Origin of the sequence: Streptomyces sp. NPDC086787, from assembly GCF_044745865.1 — a bacterium.
Taxonomy (GTDB): Bacteria; Actinomycetota; Actinomycetes; order Streptomycetales; family Streptomycetaceae; genus Streptomyces.
This window is the reverse complement of the sequence record NZ_JBIVBC010000015.1, coordinates 109,396-127,569: the sequence shown is the minus strand read 5'-3', so window position 1 is coordinate 127,569 and position 18,174 is coordinate 109,396. Positions and strand designations below refer to the sequence as shown.

The 18,174-nt window shown below is 70.4% G+C and carries 18 protein-coding genes; 13 read left to right on the top strand and 5 right to left on the bottom strand.

Annotated elements, in window-relative coordinates; translation table 11 throughout:
• Positions 1-143: 143 nt before the first annotated feature.
• The 8 genes from recG (at position 144) to mutM (ending at position 7,544) form a co-directional block, all read left to right on the top strand.
• Positions 144-2,357: an ATP-dependent DNA helicase RecG gene (recG, locus tag ACIPK3_RS28120; RefSeq protein ID WP_402574070.1), complete on the top strand. Its 2,214-nt coding sequence runs from the start codon at positions 144-146 to the stop codon at positions 2,355-2,357.
• Positions 2,358-2,484: 127 nt separating this feature from the next.
• Positions 2,485-3,072: a 16S rRNA (guanine(966)-N(2))-methyltransferase RsmD gene (gene rsmD, locus ACIPK3_RS28115; RefSeq protein WP_402574069.1), complete on the top strand. Its 588-nt coding sequence runs from the start codon at positions 2,485-2,487 to the stop codon at positions 3,070-3,072.
• A gap of 26 nt (positions 3,073-3,098) precedes the next feature.
• Entirely contained in the window at positions 3,099-3,590 is a 492-nt protein-coding gene (gene coaD, locus ACIPK3_RS28110; protein ID WP_402574127.1) for a pantetheine-phosphate adenylyltransferase, read from the top strand.
• A 79-nt stretch (positions 3,591-3,669) separates the two neighbouring features.
• Positions 3,670-4,728 carry a cell division initiation protein gene (locus ACIPK3_RS28105; protein ID WP_402574067.1) on the top strand — a complete coding sequence of 353 codons (1,059 nt, stop codon included), beginning with the start codon at positions 3,670-3,672 and terminating at the stop codon, positions 4,726-4,728.
• 139 nt (positions 4,729-4,867) lie between these two features.
• Complete coding sequence (locus ACIPK3_RS28100) at positions 4,868-5,521, top strand: YceD family protein (protein WP_402574066.1); 654 nt, start codon at positions 4,868-4,870, stop codon at positions 5,519-5,521.
• A gap of 2 nt (positions 5,522-5,523) precedes the next feature.
• The gene (gene rpmF / locus ACIPK3_RS28095) at positions 5,524-5,697 is read left to right on the top strand and encodes a 50S ribosomal protein L32 (RefSeq protein ID WP_007493396.1); all 174 of its coding nucleotides are present in this window, start codon (positions 5,524-5,526) and stop codon (positions 5,695-5,697) included.
• Positions 5,698-5,704: 7 nt separating this feature from the next.
• The gene (rnc, locus tag ACIPK3_RS28090; protein WP_402574065.1) at positions 5,705-6,562 is read left to right on the top strand and encodes a ribonuclease III; all 858 of its coding nucleotides are present in this window, start codon (positions 5,705-5,707) and stop codon (positions 6,560-6,562) included.
• A 97-nt stretch (positions 6,563-6,659) separates the two neighbouring features.
• Positions 6,660-7,544 carry a bifunctional DNA-formamidopyrimidine glycosylase/DNA-(apurinic or apyrimidinic site) lyase gene (gene mutM / locus ACIPK3_RS28085; RefSeq protein ID WP_402574063.1) on the top strand — a complete coding sequence of 295 codons (885 nt, stop codon included), beginning with the start codon at positions 6,660-6,662 and terminating at the stop codon, positions 7,542-7,544.
• Here the strand turns inward: mutM and ACIPK3_RS28080 are convergent.
• On the bottom strand, positions 7,517-7,918 hold the full coding sequence (locus tag ACIPK3_RS28080) for a winged helix-turn-helix transcriptional regulator (RefSeq protein WP_402574061.1): 402 nt from the start codon (positions 7,916-7,918) through the stop codon (positions 7,517-7,519). The genes mutM and ACIPK3_RS28080 overlap by 28 nt on opposite strands.
• A gap of 134 nt (positions 7,919-8,052) precedes the next feature.
• Here ACIPK3_RS28080 and ACIPK3_RS28075 point away from each other — a divergent pair, with 134 nt between their 5' ends.
• Positions 8,053-8,661, top strand: a complete 609-nt coding sequence (locus tag ACIPK3_RS28075; RefSeq protein ID WP_402574059.1) for a flavodoxin family protein — start codon at positions 8,053-8,055, stop codon at positions 8,659-8,661.
• Between the two features lie 61 nt (positions 8,662-8,722).
• On the opposite strand, the gene ACIPK3_RS28070 is transcribed toward ACIPK3_RS28075, so the two are convergent.
• Both ACIPK3_RS28070 and ACIPK3_RS28065 read right to left on the bottom strand, forming a co-directional pair.
• Positions 8,723-8,911 (bottom strand): hypothetical protein, encoded by a 189-nt coding sequence (locus ACIPK3_RS28070; protein ID WP_402574057.1) that lies wholly within the window; start codon positions 8,909-8,911, stop codon positions 8,723-8,725.
• Positions 8,912-9,041: 130 nt separating this feature from the next.
• On the bottom strand, positions 9,042-10,088 hold the full coding sequence (locus ACIPK3_RS28065; protein WP_402574055.1) for a CAP domain-containing protein: 1,047 nt from the start codon (positions 10,086-10,088) through the stop codon (positions 9,042-9,044).
• 161 nt (positions 10,089-10,249) lie between these two features.
• On the opposite strand from ACIPK3_RS28065, the gene ACIPK3_RS28060 reads away from it, so the two are divergent.
• The 4 genes from ACIPK3_RS28060 to ACIPK3_RS28045 all read left to right on the top strand — a co-directional run bounded on the left by ACIPK3_RS28060 (position 10,250) and on the right by ACIPK3_RS28045 (position 16,569).
• Entirely contained in the window at positions 10,250-10,531 is a 282-nt protein-coding gene (locus ACIPK3_RS28060) for an acylphosphatase (protein WP_402574053.1), read from the top strand.
• Between the two features lie 383 nt (positions 10,532-10,914).
• Positions 10,915-11,118: a hypothetical protein gene (locus tag ACIPK3_RS28055; protein WP_016432419.1), complete on the top strand. Its 204-nt coding sequence runs from the start codon at positions 10,915-10,917 to the stop codon at positions 11,116-11,118.
• A gap of 223 nt (positions 11,119-11,341) precedes the next feature.
• Entirely contained in the window at positions 11,342-14,923 is a 3,582-nt protein-coding gene (smc, locus tag ACIPK3_RS28050) for a chromosome segregation protein SMC (RefSeq protein WP_402574051.1), read from the top strand.
• Between the two features lie 227 nt (positions 14,924-15,150).
• Positions 15,151-16,569: a sugar porter family MFS transporter gene (locus ACIPK3_RS28045; protein ID WP_402574049.1), complete on the top strand. Its 1,419-nt coding sequence runs from the start codon at positions 15,151-15,153 to the stop codon at positions 16,567-16,569.
• 102 nt (positions 16,570-16,671) lie between these two features.
• Here ACIPK3_RS28045 and ACIPK3_RS28040 read toward each other — a convergent pair whose 3' ends face one another.
• Positions 16,672-17,049 carry a hypothetical protein gene (locus ACIPK3_RS28040; RefSeq protein ID WP_402574047.1) on the bottom strand — a complete coding sequence of 126 codons (378 nt, stop codon included), beginning with the start codon at positions 17,047-17,049 and terminating at the stop codon, positions 16,672-16,674.
• Between the two features lie 53 nt (positions 17,050-17,102).
• Positions 17,103-18,074: an LLM class flavin-dependent oxidoreductase gene (locus ACIPK3_RS28035; RefSeq protein ID WP_402574046.1), complete on the bottom strand. Its 972-nt coding sequence runs from the start codon at positions 18,072-18,074 to the stop codon at positions 17,103-17,105.
• Positions 18,075-18,174: the final 100 nt, after the last annotated feature.

Genomic DNA, 18,174 nt, shown 5'->3' with positions numbered 1-18,174 from the left:
GTGCGTCGGCGCGGGGTCGGGCGGTCCCGGACTGGGGCGGTGACCGCGGGGATGGCCGGAGCGAGTCATCCTAGGGCTGGAACAGTCCGTGCGACCAGGGGTTTCCCGGCGCGTATACGGCGATGTCGGTGGCGTGGTGTGCAATGGATCTCGTGCCCGCACCGGAAGAACCACTGACCCGACCGCTGAAGTCGGTGCTCGGCCCCGCCACCGCGAAGGTGATGGCCGAGCACCTCGGCCTGCACTCCGTCGGCGACCTGCTGCACCACTACCCGCGCAGATACGAGGAGCGCGGCCAGCTCACCCACCTCGCCGACCTCCCCATGGACGAGCACGTCACGGTGGTCGCCCAGGTCGCCGACGCCCGGCTGCACAGCTTCGCCTCCAGCAAGGCGCCCCGAGGCAAGGGCCAGCGGCTGGAGGTCACCATCACCGACGGCAGCGGCCGTCTCCAACTGGTCTTCTTCGGCAACGGTGTTCACAAGCCGCACAAGGAGCTGCTGCCGGGCACGCGCGCGATGTTCGCGGGCAAGGTGTCCGTGTTCAACAGGCGCCTCCAACTGGCACACCCGGCGTACGAGTTGCTGAAGAGCGACACCGAGGAGACGGCGGAGAGCTGGGCCGGGGCGCTCATCCCCATCTACCCGGCCACCGCCAAACTGGAGTCCTGGAAGATCGGCAAGGCGGTCCAGACGGTGCTGCCGAGCTCCCAGGACGTCCTCGACCCCCTGCCCGCCCCGCTCCGCGAGGGCCGCGGCCTGGTCACCCTCCCCGAGGCCCTGCTCAAGATCCACCGCCCGCACACCAAGGCCGACATCGCCGACGCCCGCGCCCGCCTCAAGTGGGACGAGGCCTTCGTCCTCCAGATCGCCCTCGCCCGCCGCCGGCACGCCGACGCGCAGCTGCCGGCGGTGTCCCGTGCACCGAAGGCCGACGGGCTGCTCACCGCCTTCGACGACCGCCTCCCGTTCACCCTCACCGAGGGCCAGCGGAAGGTCTCCGCGGAGATCTTCACCGACCTGGCCACCGAGCACCCGATGCACCGGCTGCTCCAGGGCGAGGTCGGCTCCGGCAAGACACTGGTCGCGCTGCGCGCCATGCTCGCCGTGGTCGACGCGGGCGGTCAGGCCGCGATGCTCGCCCCCACCGAGGTGCTCGCCCAGCAGCATCACCGCTCGGTGGTCGAGATGATGGGCGATCTGGCCGAGGGCAGCATGCTCGGCGGCGCCGAACACGCCACCAAGATCGTGCTGCTCACCGGGTCCATGGGCGCGGCCGCGCGCCGTCAGGCACTGCTCGACCTCGTGACCGGTGAGGCCGGGATCGTGATCGGCACGCACGCGCTGATCGAGGACAAGGTCCAGTTCCACGACCTCGGGCTGGTGGTCGTGGACGAACAGCACCGATTCGGCGTCGAGCAGCGGGACGCCCTGCGCGGCAAGGGCAAGCAGCCGCCGCACCTGCTGGTCATGACCGCCACGCCGATCCCGCGGACGGTCGCCATGACCGTCTTCGGCGACCTGGAGACCTCCGTCCTCGACCAGCTCCCGGCCGGCCGCTCGCCCATCGCCACCCATGTCGTCCCGGCCGCGGACAAGCCGCACTTCCTGGCGCGGGCCTGGGAGCGGGTGCGCGAGGAGGTGACGGGCGGACACCAGGCCTATGTGGTCTGCCCGCGCATCGGGGACGACGCCGACGAGGCCGCGGAGGCCAAGAAGTCCCCGGAGGGCGACGCCGAGAAGCGCCCCCCGCTCGCCGTGCTCGACGTGGCCGACCAGTTGGCCAAGGGCCCGCTCCAGGGCCTCGCGGTGGAGGTGCTGCACGGCAGGATGCACCCCGACGACAAGGACGCCGTGATGCGCCGCTTCGCGGCGGGGGAGACCGACGTCCTGGTGGCCACCACCGTCATCGAGGTCGGAGTCAACGTCCCGAACGCCACCGCGATGGTGATCATGGACGCCGACCGCTTCGGTGTCTCCCAGCTGCACCAGCTGCGCGGGCGTGTCGGCCGTGGCTCCGCCCCCGGCCTGTGCCTCCTGGTCACCGAGATGCCCGAGGCGAGCCCGGCCCGCCGGCGTCTCAACGCCGTCGCCGCCACCCTCGACGGCTTCGAGCTCTCCCGCATCGACCTGGAACAGCGCCGCGAGGGCGATGTCCTCGGCCAGGCCCAGTCCGGCGCCCGCACCTCGCTGCGCGTCCTGGCCGTCATCGAGGACGAGGAGGTCATCGCGCAGGCCCGGGACGAGGCGGTGTCCGTGGTGACGGCGGACCCCGACCTGACGTCCCACCCGGGCCTGCGCACGGCCCTGGACGCACTTCTGGACGCGGACCGGGAGCAGTATCTGGACAAGGGATGAAAGGGAGGCAACGGAGACACGGGAGGCAAGCGGGACAGGAGGCCGCACGGGGTGTCCCGGCGAAAGCCGCGTGTGCCTGACAGACTGAACCGGTGACCGCCCAGAACACCCGGACAAGGACCCCGAGATGACCCGCGTGATCGCCGGCACGGCCGGCGGACGTCGCCTGGCGGTGCCGCCAGGAACCGGCACCCGCCCCACCTCCGACCGCGCGCGTGAGGGTCTCTTCGGCACCTGGCAGTCCCTGCTCGGCGGCCCCATGGACGGTGAGCGTGTGCTCGACCTGTACGCCGGCTCCGGCGCCGTGGGCCTGGAGGCGCTGTCCCGCGGCGCGGGCCACGCCCTGCTCGTCGAGGCCGACGCCAGAGCCGCCCGCACCGTCCGCGAGAACGTGCACAGCCTCGGCCTGCCCGGAGCCGAGGTCAGGGCGGGCAAGGCGGAGCAGGTCGTTCGGACCTCGGCGCCCGCCGAGCCGTACGACATCGCCTTCCTCGACCCGCCGTACGCGGTGACCGACGACGATCTTCGCGAGATTCTGCTCACACTCCGCACGCAGGGGTGGCTCGCGGAGGAAGCCCTCGTCACCGTGGAGCGCAGCACCAGAGGCGGCGAATTCCACTGGCCGGACGGCTTCGAGGGACTCCGGTCCCGTCGTTACGGCGAGGGAACGTTTTGGTACGGTCGCGCCGCCTCTACGTGCGAAGACGCACGATGACCGGACCGGAGAGCGAGGGATCACAAGTGCGCCGCGCCGTCTGTCCCGGGTCGTTCGACCCGATCACCAACGGACATCTCGACATCATTTCCCGCGCCTCCCGTCTGTATGACGAGGTCTATGTCGCGGTGATGATCAACAAGTCCAAGAAGGGCCTGTTCGAGATCGAGGAGCGGATCGAACTGATCCGCCGGGTCACCGCCGACTACGGCAACGTACGGGTCGAGGCCTTCCACGGCCTGCTCGTGGACTTCTGCAAGCAGCGCGACATCCCCGCCATCGTCAAGGGCCTGCGCGCCGTCAGCGACTTCGACTACGAGCTTCAGATGGCCCAGATGAACAACGGCCTCTCGGGCGTCGAGACCCTCTTCGTGCCCACCAACCCCACCTACAGCTTCCTGTCGTCCTCCCTGGTCAAGGAGGTCGCGACCTGGGGCGGCGACGTCTCCCACCTGGTCCCGCCCATGGTCCTCGAAGTGCTCACCGAGCGCCTGAAGCAGGACGGGAAACAGGACTGAGGGCATGACGGGAAACAGGACTGAGGGCATACAGTCGTCCCGTCCGTCTCCAACCAGCTGTAGAGAGTGGCGAGCACAGGTGGACGTACAGAAGAAGCTCGACGACATCGTGGCCGTCGTCTCCGGCGCCAGAGCCATGCCGATGTCGGCGTCGTGCGTGGTCAACCGCGCCGACCTGCTCGCGCTGCTCGAAGAGGTGCGCCAGGCACTGCCCGGCTCTCTCGCCCAGGCCCAGGAGCTGATCGGCGACCGCGACCAGATGGTCGAGCAGGCCCGACAGGAGGCCGAGCGGATCATCGAGCACGCGCACACCCAGCGCGGCTCGCTGATCTCCGACACCGAGGTCGCCCGCCGCTCCCAGGCCGAGGCCGACCGGATCCTCGCCGAGGCCCGCAAGGAGGCCGAGGACGTGCGCGCCGAGGCCGACGACTACGTCGACTCCAAGCTCGCCAACTTCGAGGTCGTGCTCACCAAGACCCTCGGCTCGGTCGGCCGCGGCCGGGAGAAGCTCCTCGGTACCGGCCCCGGCCTGGACGAGCAGGGCTACGAGGACGAAGACGCCCCCGAACGCAGCCACGACCCGGAGACACTGCGCCGCGACGCCGACGCCTATGTGGACGTCAAGCTCGGCGCCTTCGAGGCCGTCCTGGCCAAGACCCTGGACGCCGTCGGCCGCGGCCGCCAGAAGCTGCACGGCCGGATCGCGAGCGACGACCTCGGCGCGCTCTCCGCCGACGGCGCCACGTTCCAGCACTCGAGCGACGCCGACTACCTGGCCGACCTCGCGGCCCTCGCCGACCGGGACGCCGCCCGGGAGGCCGCCCCGGCCGAGCAGCCCGCGCAGCAGCAGCCCGTCGTACCGCACCAGTACGAGCCGCAGGCCGCCTACGGCTACCAGCAGCAGGACGTCTACGGCGGCTACCCGCAGCAGCCCGACTACGCCCCCCAGGCGCAGTACGGCTACCAGCAGGACCCGTACGCCTACCAGGCCTATGACGGCGGGCAGCCGGCGTACGACCCGCAGCAGGCCGTGAACCAGCAGCAGCAGGGCTACGCCCTGGACGAGACCAGCCTCTTCGACACCAGCATGATCACCCCCGAGCAGCTGCGCGCCTACGAGCGGGAACGCGGCCTCTAGGGTCCGAAGACCCCGGATTGGGCCGACAGCGAAAGGTCCAGTATCCTGGCTCTTCGGTCGCGTGTACGTCCGCGATCAACGCTGCCCCCAGAACATCGAGGGGCAGGGTTCCCTCTGAGCTCAGAAGACCGAAAGCAGGATGACCTCCAACGCACGCCTTGACCATCGCGACCCTCTCGTGTTCGACACACACGAGCTGGGGAGGCGTCCCGGTGCGCTGCGGCGGCTGACCCGCACGGTCGACGCTCCTGTGGATCTGGGGATCCCCGGGGTCGTCGGAGTGCCGGAAGGCACCCCGCTGGAGCTCGAGATCAGGCTTGAGTCGGTCATGGAAGGTGCGCTTGTCACAGGCACCGCCCGTGCACTGGCCAAGGGGGAGTGCGTAAGGTGTCTGGAGCCGCTCGGCCTCGATGTCGAAGCGGACTTCCAGGAGCTGTTCTCGTACCCTGACGCCGACGACCGGGGCCGCACGATCGCGGAACCGGGCGACGACGCCGAGGACGACGAGGACAGGTTCTTCCTCGAGGACGGACTTTTCGACCTCGAACCGGTGCTGCGCGATGCGGTGGTGCTCGCACTGCCGATGCAGCCGGTGTGCCAGGAAGACTGCCCGGGACTGTGCGCCGAGTGCGGTGCACGCCTTGCGGATGACCCGGACCACCACCACGACGCCGTCGACATCCGTTGGGCGGCATTGCAGGGACTCGCCGAGACCATGACGGACGGCGAGAAGGACGAGATGAGCGGCGATGCGCCTCGATCAGCGCACGCCGCCGAGAAGCAGGAGAAGTAGCCGTGGCTGTTCCGAAGCGGAAGATGTCGCGCAGCAACACGCGCCACCGCCGGTCGCAGTGGAAGGCTGCGGTCCCCACCCTGGTTGCGTGCGAGCGCTGCCACGAGCCCAAGCTGCAGCACATCGCGTGCCCGTCTTGCGGCACCTACAACAAGCGCCAGGTCCTCGAAGTCTGAGCGGCCGGTGACAGGGACCGTGTCCACTGCGAAAAAGACGGAGAACGCCGAAGTCGGCAGCACCCGCAAGCGTGGCGCTGACTCGGCGGACAGCACGGCCTCGTCCCACACGCTTCTGGAAGGGCGGCTCGGCTATCGGCTCGAGTCCGCCCTTCTGGTACGCGCGCTGACCCATCGTTCCTACGCGTACGAGAACGGCGGTCTGCCGACGAACGAGCGGCTGGAGTTCCTTGGTGACTCCGTCCTCGGCCTCGTCGTCACGGACACGCTGTACCGCACTCACCCCGATCTGCCCGAGGGCCAGCTGGCCAAGCTTCGGGCCGCGGTGGTGAACTCGCGGGCGCTCGCGGAGGTGGGTCGTGGCCTCGACCTGGGTTCCTTCATCCGGCTCGGCCGTGGTGAAGAGGGCACGGGCGGCCGGGACAAGGCGTCCATCCTTGCCGACACCCTGGAAGCGGTGATCGGCGCGGTCTATCTCGACCAGGGCCTCGAAGCGGCGTCCGAGCTGGTGCACCGGCTCTTCGACCCGCTGATCGAGAAGTCCTCGAACCTCGGAGCCGGCCTGGACTGGAAGACCAGTCTCCAGGAGCTCACCGCGACCGAGGGGCTCGGCGTGCCCGAGTACCTGGTCACGGAGACCGGCCCCGATCACGAGAAGACCTTCACTGCTGCCGCCCGCGTCGGAGGCGTCTCGTACGGCACCGGCACCGGCCGCAGCAAGAAGGAGGCGGAGCAGCAGGCCGCCGAGTCCGCCTGGCGGGCCATCCGGGCCGCAGCCGACGAGCGGGCCAAGGTGGCCGGGCAGGCTGTCGACGCGGCACATGCGGCCGTCGGCGACCCTGTGCCGCCGCCCGCCTCCGCCTGAGGCGTCGCCTGAGGCGACACAACAGCGTGACCCGAGCGCCCGTCCCCGCCCCGGGGGCGGGCGCTCGGTCCGTACCTGGTCCGTCACGGGGGTACCCATGCCAGAGTTGCCCGAGGTCGAGGTCGTACGGCGCGGTCTTGAGCGGTGGGTCGCCCATCGCGTCGTCGCCGACGCCGTGGTGCTGCACCCGCGCGCCGTACGCCGGCACACCGCGGGGGCCGACGACTTCACGCACCGCCTGAAGGGGCACCGCGTGGGCGTCCCCCGCCGCCGCGGCAAGTACCTGTGGCTGCCGCTGGAGGACACCGACCAGTCGGTGCTGGCCCACCTGGGCATGAGCGGCCAGCTGCTCGTGCAGCAGCACACGGCCCCGGACGAGAAGCACCTGCGCATCCGCATCCGCTTCGCGGACACCCTGACATCGGTCGCCACCGAGGCGGTGGGCACCGAACTGCGCTTCGTCGACCAGCGCACCTTCGGCGGGCTGTCCCTGCACGCCAACACCCCCGACGGGCTGCCCGACGTCATCGCGCACATCGCCCGCGACCCCCTCGACCCGCTGTTCGACGACGAGGCCTTCCATCAGGCCCTGCGCCGCAGGCGGACCACTGTCAAACGGGCGCTTCTCGACCAGTCGCTGATCAGCGGGGTCGGCAACATCTACGCGGACGAGGCCCTGTGGCGCTCGCGCGTCCACTACGAGCGCCCCACCGCGAACTTCACCCGCCCGCGCACCGCCGTGCTCCTCGGTCATGTGCGGGACGTGATGAACGAGGCGCTGTCCGTCGGCGGCACCAGCTTCGACAGCCTGTACGTCAACGTCAACGGCGAGTCGGGCTACTTCGACCGTTCACTCGATGCCTACGGGCGCGAGGGCCTGCCGTGCCGGCGGTGCGGCACGCCGATACGCCGGCGTCCCTGGATGAACCGGTCCAGTTACTTCTGCCCGGCGTGTCAGAGGGCGCCGCGCGTCTCGTCGTAGCGCCCGCGCGCCGCCAGTACGTCGTCCATGTTGCCCTCCACCAGGTGGATGAGGGCCAGCAGCCGCTCGGCGACCTCGCGGCCGAGTGCGGTCAGTTCGTAGTCCACGCGCGGCGGGTTGGTCGGCTGGGCCTCGCGGTACACCAGTCCGTCGCGCTCCAGCGCGTGCAGCGTCTGGGACAGCATTTTCTCGCTGACGCCCTCCACCCGGCGGCGCAGCTCGTTGAAGCGCAGGGAACCCTCGTACAGCGCGCCGAGCGTGAGCCCGCCCCAGCGGCCCGTGACGTGCTCCAGCGTGCCGCGTGACGGGCAGCTCTTGGCGAACACGTTGTAGGGGAGGTCCTGGTCCTCCGTGCGCTCCGGGGTGCTGTTCATGACATGAGGGTACTGGAGTACGACTCCGAAGCGCAGCGCTCGCCGACAGGTTGCGCTAACTTCTGGTTAGTGCTTTCCTGTGGTTATCGCTTTCGAGCTGCCCGCCTTCCCCAGGTTTCCCGAGGAGTTGCATCATGACTGCCCCCGTTGCCCCCCGTGTTCCGGTCGTCGCCATCGCCTACCACTCCGGATACGGCCACACCGCCGTGCTCGCCGAGGCGGTGCGGGCCGGAGCGGCCGAGGCGGGTGCCGAGGTGCACCTGATCAAGGTCGACGAGATCACCGACGAGCAGTGGGCGACCCTCGACGCCGCCGACGCGATCGTCTTCGGCTCGCCCACCTACATGGGCACGGCGTCCGGCGCGTTCCACGTGTTCGCGGAGGCGTCCTCGAAGCGCTGGTTCGGGCAGGACTGGAAGGACAAGCTGGCCGCCGGCTTCACCAACTCCGGCTCCAAGAGCGGCGACAAGCTGCACACCCTCCAGTTCTTCCAGATCCTCGCCGCCCAGCACGGCATGAACTGGGTCAATCTCGGCCTGCACCCGGGCTGGAACAGCAGCGAAGCCTCCGAGCACGACCTGAACCGACTCGGCGTGTTCGCGGGAGCGGCCGCCCAGACCAACATCGACGAAGGCCCCGACGGCGTCCACAAGGCGGACGTCGCCACGGCCGAACACCTGGGCCACCGGGTCGCCGAAACGGCGAAGGTGTACCTCCGCGGCCGGGCGGAAGCGGCCGCCTGAGCGGCCTGATGCTCGCGCGGGAGCGCCCCGCAGCGCGTGGCTGCGGGGCGCTCGGCGGGGATTAGTCGACCATCTGCCCGTCGTACGAACCGCCCTTGCACGTGTTGTTGGCCCAGTTGACCGTTCCGCCGCCCTGCTCGCACTCACCCGGGGTGAGGCTGGCGGCGGATGCTGTGGCTGCGCTTGAGAGGCCGAGTCCGGCGAGGGCTGCCGTGGCGATGACGGCGGCGAGGATTCGTCGAATGCGCATGTGGTTCCCCTTTCACGGATTGCCTCAATCGGGGCACTAGCCAGCTTGATCTTCACCCATCCGGGTGGCACGCCATATTGCGCCATTCGGGTGACATCGCCGGCGGCTGCGGGGCCGTCCTGCGGTTGTCTCAGTAGCCGAAGTCCTGCGTCCACCAGGGGCCGCCGGAGCCGAGGTGGACTCCGACGCCCAGGGTCTTGAAGTCGCAGTTCAGGATGTTGGCCCGGTGGCCGGGACTGTTCATCCAGGCGTCCATGACGGAGTCCGCGTCGGTCTGGCCCCGGGCGATGTTCTCGCCGCCGAGACCGCTTATCCCGGCGTCCTCGGCCCGGTCCCACGGGCTCGCGCCGTCCGGGTCGGTGTGGTCGAAGAAGTCCCGCGCGGCCATGTCGTCGCTGAAGGCCCTGGCCAGTCCGGTCAGTGAACCGCTCGCGGACAGCGCGTCGCAGCCCACCTTGGAACGCTCCTGGTTGACCAGCTTCAGCACCTCGGCCTGGGCTGCGGCCTGCGCGGAGATCGGCGCCGGGATGGCCGCCCGCGCCGGTGGCTTCGATGCCTGTCCGGTCGGCTCGGGCGTCCGCTGGGACGGGACGACGGCCGGTGCCGACGGCTCGGCGGGTGGGGCGGTCGACGGAGTGGGCGTGGGAGCCGGGGCCGCCGGAGCGGACGATGCCGGCGGGACCGAGCGCCCTGAGCCGCGACTCGTCGAGGAGTCGGCCGAGCCGTCGGCCCGGCCGCCGTCGGTGCTGCCGGAGGTGCCGCCCTGCTCGGCGGCCGCGTTGCCGGTCCCGTCCGCGGCCTGCACCTGGCCGCTGCCACCGCCGGTACCGCCGCCGAACCGGTAGTTGTCGAGGCCGGGCACCGCTCCCGCGGCCACCGCGACCGTACCGAGCGCGACCGCGGCCGAGACCCCGAGCAGTCCCGTACGCACCGGGGTGGCGGCCTTCCTACCGCGGCGCCGGTGCCCGCCGCCCGCGGGGGAGAACCCGGTGGCGGGGAAGGCGGCCGTCTCCGTGACCGGCGGATACGCCGAACCGTGCGTGTGCGCGTTGGCCTTGGCGTAGGCCTCCGGGTTCAGATACGGGGCGATACCCATCGGGGCGGGGGGTGCCGCGTACGAGGCCCGCGAGTCGTGAGCCGCGTCGGCACGGCCGGCGGAGCGTCGGTGGCGTCCCATGTCGTTGCCTTCCCGCTCATACGACCTTGCAGAGCAAGCCAACCCACTCGATCGAGTGAGTTTCATATGAGATTCACTTGGGTGGGGACGGTACCGCATGACGCCAGGGGAGGAAGTGCCCCCCGGGAACATTGACCGGTTGGGCCGGTTAGGTTGCACCCATGAGCGAGGATGTGCGGATGGTCGCCTGGGTGCGCGGCCGTGTCCAAGGTGTGGGTTTTCGTTGGTTCACACGTGCCAAGGCCCTGGAGATCGGCGGCCTGCGCGGATTCGCTCTCAACCTGGGCGACGGACGGGTCCAGGTGGTCGCCGAGGGGCCGCGCGACGACTGCGAAGGGCTACTCGACTGGCTCCAGGGTGACGACACGCCCGGCCGCGTTGACGGTGTCACCGAGATATGGGACACACCCCGTGGCGGTTACGACGGCTTCGCGATTCGCTGACCCCGCTCCGCCGAGGCCCCGCGGGCCCACCTGCGGAGGTCCCGGCCGACCGCCGTCCGGGACGGAAACTGGCTGGTGGTTGCCAAGAACCGCGCATCGTGGCAGGCTCCGCCGTTAAGCGTGATCGCCGTGCCCCGAGGGCCCCGCGGAACTCGAAGTGCCGCCGCCTCTCCGGCCGCGCACGCCCGGGACGCCCGCCGATACGGGGTGTGATCGTGTTGACCGTCAAACTTTTTGGTGAGACGCTGAAAGCCCCGCGCACCTTAGCTGTTTGGCATGTAGCAACGCCAGAGAAACACTCGACTGTGCCAGGCACCGCGGGTGCGAATCCCTCACGACCCACACCGCTTCGGTCGGTCACTCAGTGTGGAGGACCATCCATCATGGCAAAGGCGCTTCTCGGTTACGTCGGCGGCTCCGACCCTCGACTCCTCGCCGAGATGCGACGGCTCCAGCAGCGCGTCCAGGACCTGGAATCCGAGCTCGTACGAATCCAGGCGGAGAACGACGCGCTGGCGGCTGCCGCTTCTCACGACAGGATCATGGAGAGCATCGACGCACACCAGGCGGAGCCTGCGCTCACCTGATCGCTGCATCGCTCCACGACAGCACACGCAGTGGTTGGGCTGCCCGTATCAACCGCTAAGTTGTCAGAGTTGCAAGGGACGCTTCGGCGTCCCTTCCTTTTTGTACTGCGCACATCCTTTCACTCTCTTTAACGTCTGATGTGCCCTGCATGTTCATGGGCGAAACCGCATGGTCGTGACGGTTCCTGCGGTGGGCAACCGGTGGAAGGTAGAGTCCAGCGCCGTGCACCTCAAGGCCCTGACCCTTCGCGGGTTCAAGTCGTTCGCCTCGGCCACCACGCTCCGGTTCGAGCCGGGGATCACCTGCGTCGTGGGACCGAACGGCTCGGGCAAGTCCAATGTCGTGGACGCGCTCAGCTGGGTCATGGGCGAGCAGGGAGCCAAGTCGCTGCGCGGCGGCAAGATGGAGGACGTCATCTTCGCCGGCACCACCGGGCGCCCCCCGCTGGGCCGTGCCGAGGTGTCCCTGACCATCGACAACTCAGACGGGGCACTCCCCATCGAGTACGCCGAGGTCACCATCACGCGGATCATGTTCCGCAACGGCGGCAGCGAGTACCAGATCAACGGCGACACCTGCCGGCTCCTCGACATCCAGGAACTGCTCTCCGACTCCGGCATCGGCCGCGAGATGCACGTCATCGTCGGCCAGGGCCAGCTCGACTCCGTTCTGCACGCCGACCCCATGGGCCGCCGCGCCTTCATCGAAGAGGCCGCGGGCGTCCTCAAGCACCGCAGGCGCAAGGAGAAGGCGCTCAGGAAACTGGACGCGATGCAGGCCAATCTCGCCCGCGTGCAGGACCTGACGGACGAACTGCGCCGCCAGCTCAAACCGCTGGGCCGGCAGGCGGCGGTGGCCCGTCGGGCCGCCGTGATCCAGGCGGACCTGCGCGACGCGCGCCTGCGGCTGCTCGCCGACGATCTCGTACGGCTCCGCCAGGCCCTGACGGCCGAGGTCGCCGACGAGGCCGCGCTCAAGGAGCGCAAGGACTCCGCCGAGCAGGAGCTGAAGAAGGCGCTCCAGCGCGAGGCGCTCCTGGAGGACGAGGTACGGCAGCTCACCCCGCGCCTCCAGCGCGCCCAGCAGACCTGGTACGAGCTGTCCCAGCTCGCCGAGCGGGTACGCGGCACGATCTCGCTGGCCGACGCCCGGGTGAAGAGCGCCACCTCGGTGCCCGCCGAGGAACGGCGCGGCCGCGACCCCGAGGACATGGAGCGCGAGGCCGCCCGTGTCCGCGAGCAGGAGGCCGAGCTGGAGGCCGCCCTGGAAGCGGCCCAGCGGGCACTGGACGACACCGTCGCCCACCGCGCGGACCTGGAGCGCGAACTGGCGGTCGAGGAACGACGCCTCAAGGACGTCGCCCGCGCCATCGCCGACCGGCGCGAGGGTCTGGCCAGGCTGGGCGGGCAGGTCAACGCGGCCCGCTCGCGCGCCGCCTCCGCCCAGTCCGAGATCGACCGGCTGGCCGCCGCCCGGGACGAGGCACAGCAGCGGGCCGTCACCGCACAGGAGGAGTACGAGGCCCTGAAGGCCGAGGTCGACGGCCTCGACGCGGGGGACGCCGAACTCGCCGAGCGGCACGACGAGGCCAGGCGTGCGCTCGCGGATGCCGAGTCCGGCCTCGCCGCGGCCCGCGAGGCGGTCACCGCCGCCGAGCGCGCCCGGGCCGCGACCCGGGCCCGCCACGAGGCACTGTCCCTGGGCCTGCGACGCAAAGACGGTACCGGCATACTGCTCGGCGCCGGTGACCGGCTGACCGGACTGCTCGGCCCCGCGGCCGAACTGCTCACGGTGACACCAGGTCACGAGGTCGCGCTCGCGGCCGCGTTCGGCGCGGCCGCCGACGCCATCGCGGTGACCACCCCCGCGTCCGCCGCCGAGGCGATCCGGCTGCTGCGCAAGCAGGACGCCGGACGGGCCTCCCTACTGCTGGCGGGAGCACCGGACCAGCCGGAGGACGGCCGCCCGGAGGCCGGTACGGGTCGGGGTTCCCCGGCGGGCGGTCCCCCCTACGCGGCCGACCTGGTGCGCGGACCCGCCGAACTCATGCCCGCCGTACGCCGGCTGCTGCGCGGCATCGTCGTCGTGGGCACCCTCGAAGACGCCGAGGACCTCGTGTACGGCTGCCCCGGTCTCACCGCCGTCACCGCCGAGGGCGACCTGCTCGGGGCGCACTTCGCGCACGGTGGGTCGGCCGGGGCGCCCAGTCTGCTGGAGGTACGGGCCTCCGTGGACGAGGCCGCCGCCGAACTGGCCGAACTGGCCGTGCGCTGCGAGGAACTGGCCGAGGCACAGGACCGGGCCGCCGCGCGCCGCGCCGAGTGCGCCGCGCTGGTCGAGGAACTGGGGGAGCGGCGCCGGGCCGCCGACCGGGAGAAGTCCGCCGTGGCCCAGCAGCTCGGCAGGCTCGGCGGGCAGGCGCGCGGCGCGGCGGGGGAGGCCGAGCGGTCCGCCGCGGCCGCGGCACGCGCACAGGCCGCGCTCGACAGGGCCGTACAGGAAGCCGAGGAGCTGGCCGAGCGGCTCGCCGTCGCCGAGGAGATGCCGGTCGAGGAGGAACCGGACACCTCCGCGCGCGACCGGCTCGCCGCCGACGGTGCCAACGCCCGGCAGACCGAGATGGAGGCCAGGCTCCAGGCCCGTACGCACGAGGAGCGGGTCAGGGCGCTCGCCGGGCGGGCCGACGCGCTCGACCGGGGCGCCCGCGCCGAGCGCGAGGCACGCGCACGTGCCGAACAGCGGCGGGCCCGGCTGCGCTACGAGGCCACGGTCGCGGAGGCCGTCGCCGCGGGCGCCCGGCAGCTCCTCGCCCATGTCGAGGTGTCGCTGGGCCGGGCCGACGAGGAACGGACGGTGGCCGAGGCGGCCAAGGCCCGCCGGGAGCAGGAGCTGACCGCCGCGCGCGGTGCCGGACGTGACCTCAAGGCCGAGCTGGACAAGCTGACGGACTCGGTGCACCGCGGCGAGGTGCTCGGCGCCGAGAAGCGGCTGCGGATCGAGCAGCTGGAGACCAGGGCGCTGGAGGAGCTCGGCGTCGAGCCTGCCGGACTCGTCTCCGAGTACGGCCCGCACCAGTTGGTACCTCCCTCCCCGGCCGCCGAGGGCGAGGAGCTGCCGGAGGACCCCGAGGACCCGCGCAACCAGCCGAGGCCGTTCGCGCGCGCCGAGCAGGAGAAGCGGCTCAAGGCGGCCGAGCGGGCCCACCAGCAGCTCGGCAAGGTGAACCCGCTGGCCCTGGAGGAGTTCGCGGCGCTGGAGGAGCGGCACAAGTTCCTCAGCGAGCAGCTGGAGGACCTGAAGAAGACCCGCGCCGACCTGCTCCAGGTCGTGAAGGAGGTCGACGAGCGCGTCGAACAGGTCTTCACCGAGGCCTACCGGGACACCGCCCGGGAGTTCGAGGGCGTCTTCAGCCGGCTGTTCCCGGGCGGCGAGGGACGACTCGTGCTGACCGACCCCGACAACATGCTCACCACCGGCGTGGACGTGGAGGCCCGGCCGCCGGGCAAGAAGGTGAAGCGGCTGTCCCTGCTCTCCGGCGGCGAGCGCTCGCTGACCGCCGTGGCGATGCTGGTGTCCATCTTCAAGGCGCGGCCCAGCCCGTTCTATGTCATGGACGAGGTCGAGGCGGCACTCGACGACACCAACCTCCAGCGGCTGATCCGGATCATGCAGGAACTCCAGGAGTCCTCGCAGCTGATCGTGATCACGCACCAGAAGCGGACCATGGAGGTCGCCGACGCGCTGTACGGCGTCTCCATGCAGGGCGACGGTGTGTCGAAGGTCATCTCGCAGCGCCTGCGTTGAAATCGCGGTTTGCGGTTACCCGAACTGCACTTCTATGACACGCAATTCTTGATTCCTTCACTTCTTGAAGTCAGTGACCTTGTTCGCCTGGTGAATGTCATTGGATCCCCCCTCTTGACTTCGAAACTTGAAGGCATAGTCTCTGCAACGTTACTTTTACCTTCAGGTCTCACCTGTAAGGGCTGACCCCCACCTCGGCAGCGCTGCCGAGGGCCCGAGGAGTACACGTGACCAGCACAGCGCAGGCACCCCAGCCAGGAGCCAGGTCGGCTCACCCCGAGCATCTCGGGCACGTCATCTTCATCACGGCGGCCGCCGCGATGGGCGGCTTCCTGTTCGGCTACGACAGCTCCGTCATCAACGGCGCCGTGGAGGCCATCCGGGACCGCTACGGCATCGGCTCCACAGCGTTGGCCCAGGTCATCGCCATCGCGCTGATCGGCTGTGCCGTCGGCGCCGCGGTGGCCGGCCGCATGGCCGACCGCCTCGGCCGTATCCGCGTCATGCAGATCGCCGCCGTGCTGTTCACCGTCAGCGCCGTCGGCTCGGCGCTGCCCTTCGCGCTGTGGGACTTCGCCCTGTGGCGCGTCGTCGGCGGCTTCGCCATCGGCATGGCCTCGGTCATCGGCCCGGCCTACATAGCCGAGGTGGCACCGCCCGCATACCGCGGCCGCCTCGGCTCCTTCCAGCAGGCCGCGATCGTCATCGGCATCGCCATCTCCCAGCTGGTCAACTGGGGCCTGCTCAACGCGGCCGACGGCGACCAGCGCGGCGAGCTCATGGGTCTCGAGGCCTGGCAGGTCATGCTCGGCGTGATGGTCGTACCGGCCGTCCTCTACGGCCTGCTCTCCCTCGCCATCCCCGAGTCCCCGCGCTTCCTGATCTCCGTCGGCAAGCACGACCGCGCCCGCGAGATCCTCGCCGAGGTCGAGGGTCGGCACGCCGACCTGGACGCCCGCGTCACCGAGATCGAGCACGCCATGAAGCGTGAGCACAAGTCCGCCTTCAAGGATCTGCTCGGCGGCGGCTTCTTCTTCAAGCCGATCGTCTGGATCGGTATCGGCCTGTCGGTCTTCCAGCAGTTCGTCGGCATCAACGTGGCGTTCTACTACTCCTCGACGCTGTGGCAGTCGGTCGGCGTCGACCCGACGGACTCGTTCTTCTACTCCTTCACGACGTCGATCATCAACATCGTCGGCACCGTCATCGCGATGATCCTCGTGGACCGCGTCGGCCGCAGGCCGCTCGCCCTCGTCGGCTCGGCCGGCATGGTCGTCGGTCTCGCGCTGGAGGCCTGGGCGTTCAGCTACCACCTGGTCGACGGCAAGCTCCCGAGCACCCAGGGCTGGGTCGCCCTGATCGCCGCCCACATCTTCGTCCTCTTCTTCGCCCTCTCCTGGGGCGTGGTGGTCTGGGTCTTCCTCGGCGAGATGTTCCCGAACAAGATCCGTGCCGCCGCCCTCGGCGTGGCCGCCTCCGCCCAGTGGATCGCCAACTGGGCCATCACCGCGAGCTTCCCGTCGCTGGCCGACTGGAACCTGTCCGGCACCTACATCATCTACACCGTCTTCGCGGCCCTCTCCATCCCGTTCGTCCTGAAGTTCGTCAAGGAGACGAAGGGCAAGACGCTGGAGGAAATGGGCTGAGTTACCCCCGGAAAAGACCCGGAAAGACCGGGAAAGTCCGGCAAAGACTCGGGGGGAGGGGCCAAGTCCCCGCTGCCCCTCCCCCCGTAACCCCTCCACCGCTCACCAGATCAGAACGCCGCCGCCGGCCTCGAGGGCCTTGTCGAGGCTCTCCTCGATGATCCGCAGCCGGACGTCGATCTGGTGGCGGTGCTCCACGACCGTCCGCGGCCGCTCGGTGCCGTGGGCGATCTCGTCGAGACGGGAGCGCAGCAGAGCGACCTCACGCCGGAACTCCGGCACGTCGACGGCCTCCACATACAGGTCCCGTTCGGACAGCACGGGCAGGAAGCGGGCGCCCAGTGAGCGTACGAACTCCGATCCCCACACCGTCGTACGCCACGACTCGAAGCCACCGGACCGGTACACCTCGACCGGCACGTCGAGAATTCGCAGTTCACCGTCCGGCTCCCGGACGAACACATCCAGCAGCAGACTCATGGCTCGAGTCGATCACCGACGGTTCCGGCTGAGCAATCGGATATCGCCGCAGGTCAGCCCTCCAGCCGCGGGACCACCCGCTCCGCGAACAGCCGCAGGCTCCGCCATCCCTCCTCCACCGGCATCCCGCCGGCCAGCGGGTGGAGCACCACGCTGTCGAGGCGCTCGGCCACGCACTGCTCCGGTGTGAGGATCCGGTACACGCCCTCCGCGCGCAGCTCGTCCACGGTGGTGGACCCCGACCGCACCGCCGACGTGATGTCCCCGGACTGCCAGGAGGCGTAGGTGCGCGCCTCGTGCAGGAAGTGCTCGCCGTACTCGGCCCACGCCCGGTCCGGGTCCTCGGCGAGGTGCAGCAGGGGAGTCTCGGCCGCGGGCATCATGACCCAGCCCTCGGTGCCGTACTCCGTGAGCCGCTCCTTGTAATACGACTCCAGCTCCGGCAGGTGCGCGCTGGGGAAGAACGGCAGACCCAGCCGGGCGGCCCGCCGGGCGGCGGCCTTCGAGGAGCCGCCGACCAGCAGCAACGGGTGCGGATCGGTATACGGGCGGGGGGTGAGCCGTACGGTACGGCCGCGGTACGTGAACTCCTCGCCGGACCACGCCCTCAGCAGCGTCTCCAGCAACTCGTCCTGGAGCCTGCCGCGCCGCTTCCAGTCGACACCGAACAGGTCGTACTCCTCGGGCCGGTAGCCGATCCCGGCCACCGTCACCAGCCGTCCGCCGCTGAGCAGATCGAGCACGGCGATGTCCTCCGCCAGCCGCAGCGGGTCGTACAGCGGGCCGATCACCGCCGACACGGTGACCGCGATCCGGCGGGTCGCCCCGAACACCGCGCCCGCGAAGGCGAACGGCGACGGCAGCCAGTTGTTGGCGGCCCCGTGGTGCTCCTCCGTCTGCACGGTGGTGATTGCGTGCTCGTCGGCGTACGCGGCCATCTCCACGGCCGCCCGGTAGCGGGCGGACAGCGAGGCGGGGGTCGCGCCGGGTTCGACGAGATTGAAGCGTACGACCGTCACGGGCATGGGACGCCCCCTTCGCAGGCGGGTGGGGTACCGGCGAGCGGGGAGGTTAGCTGACGGCGCGTCAGATGGCCATACGGCCACCCACTCGGAGGAACCCACG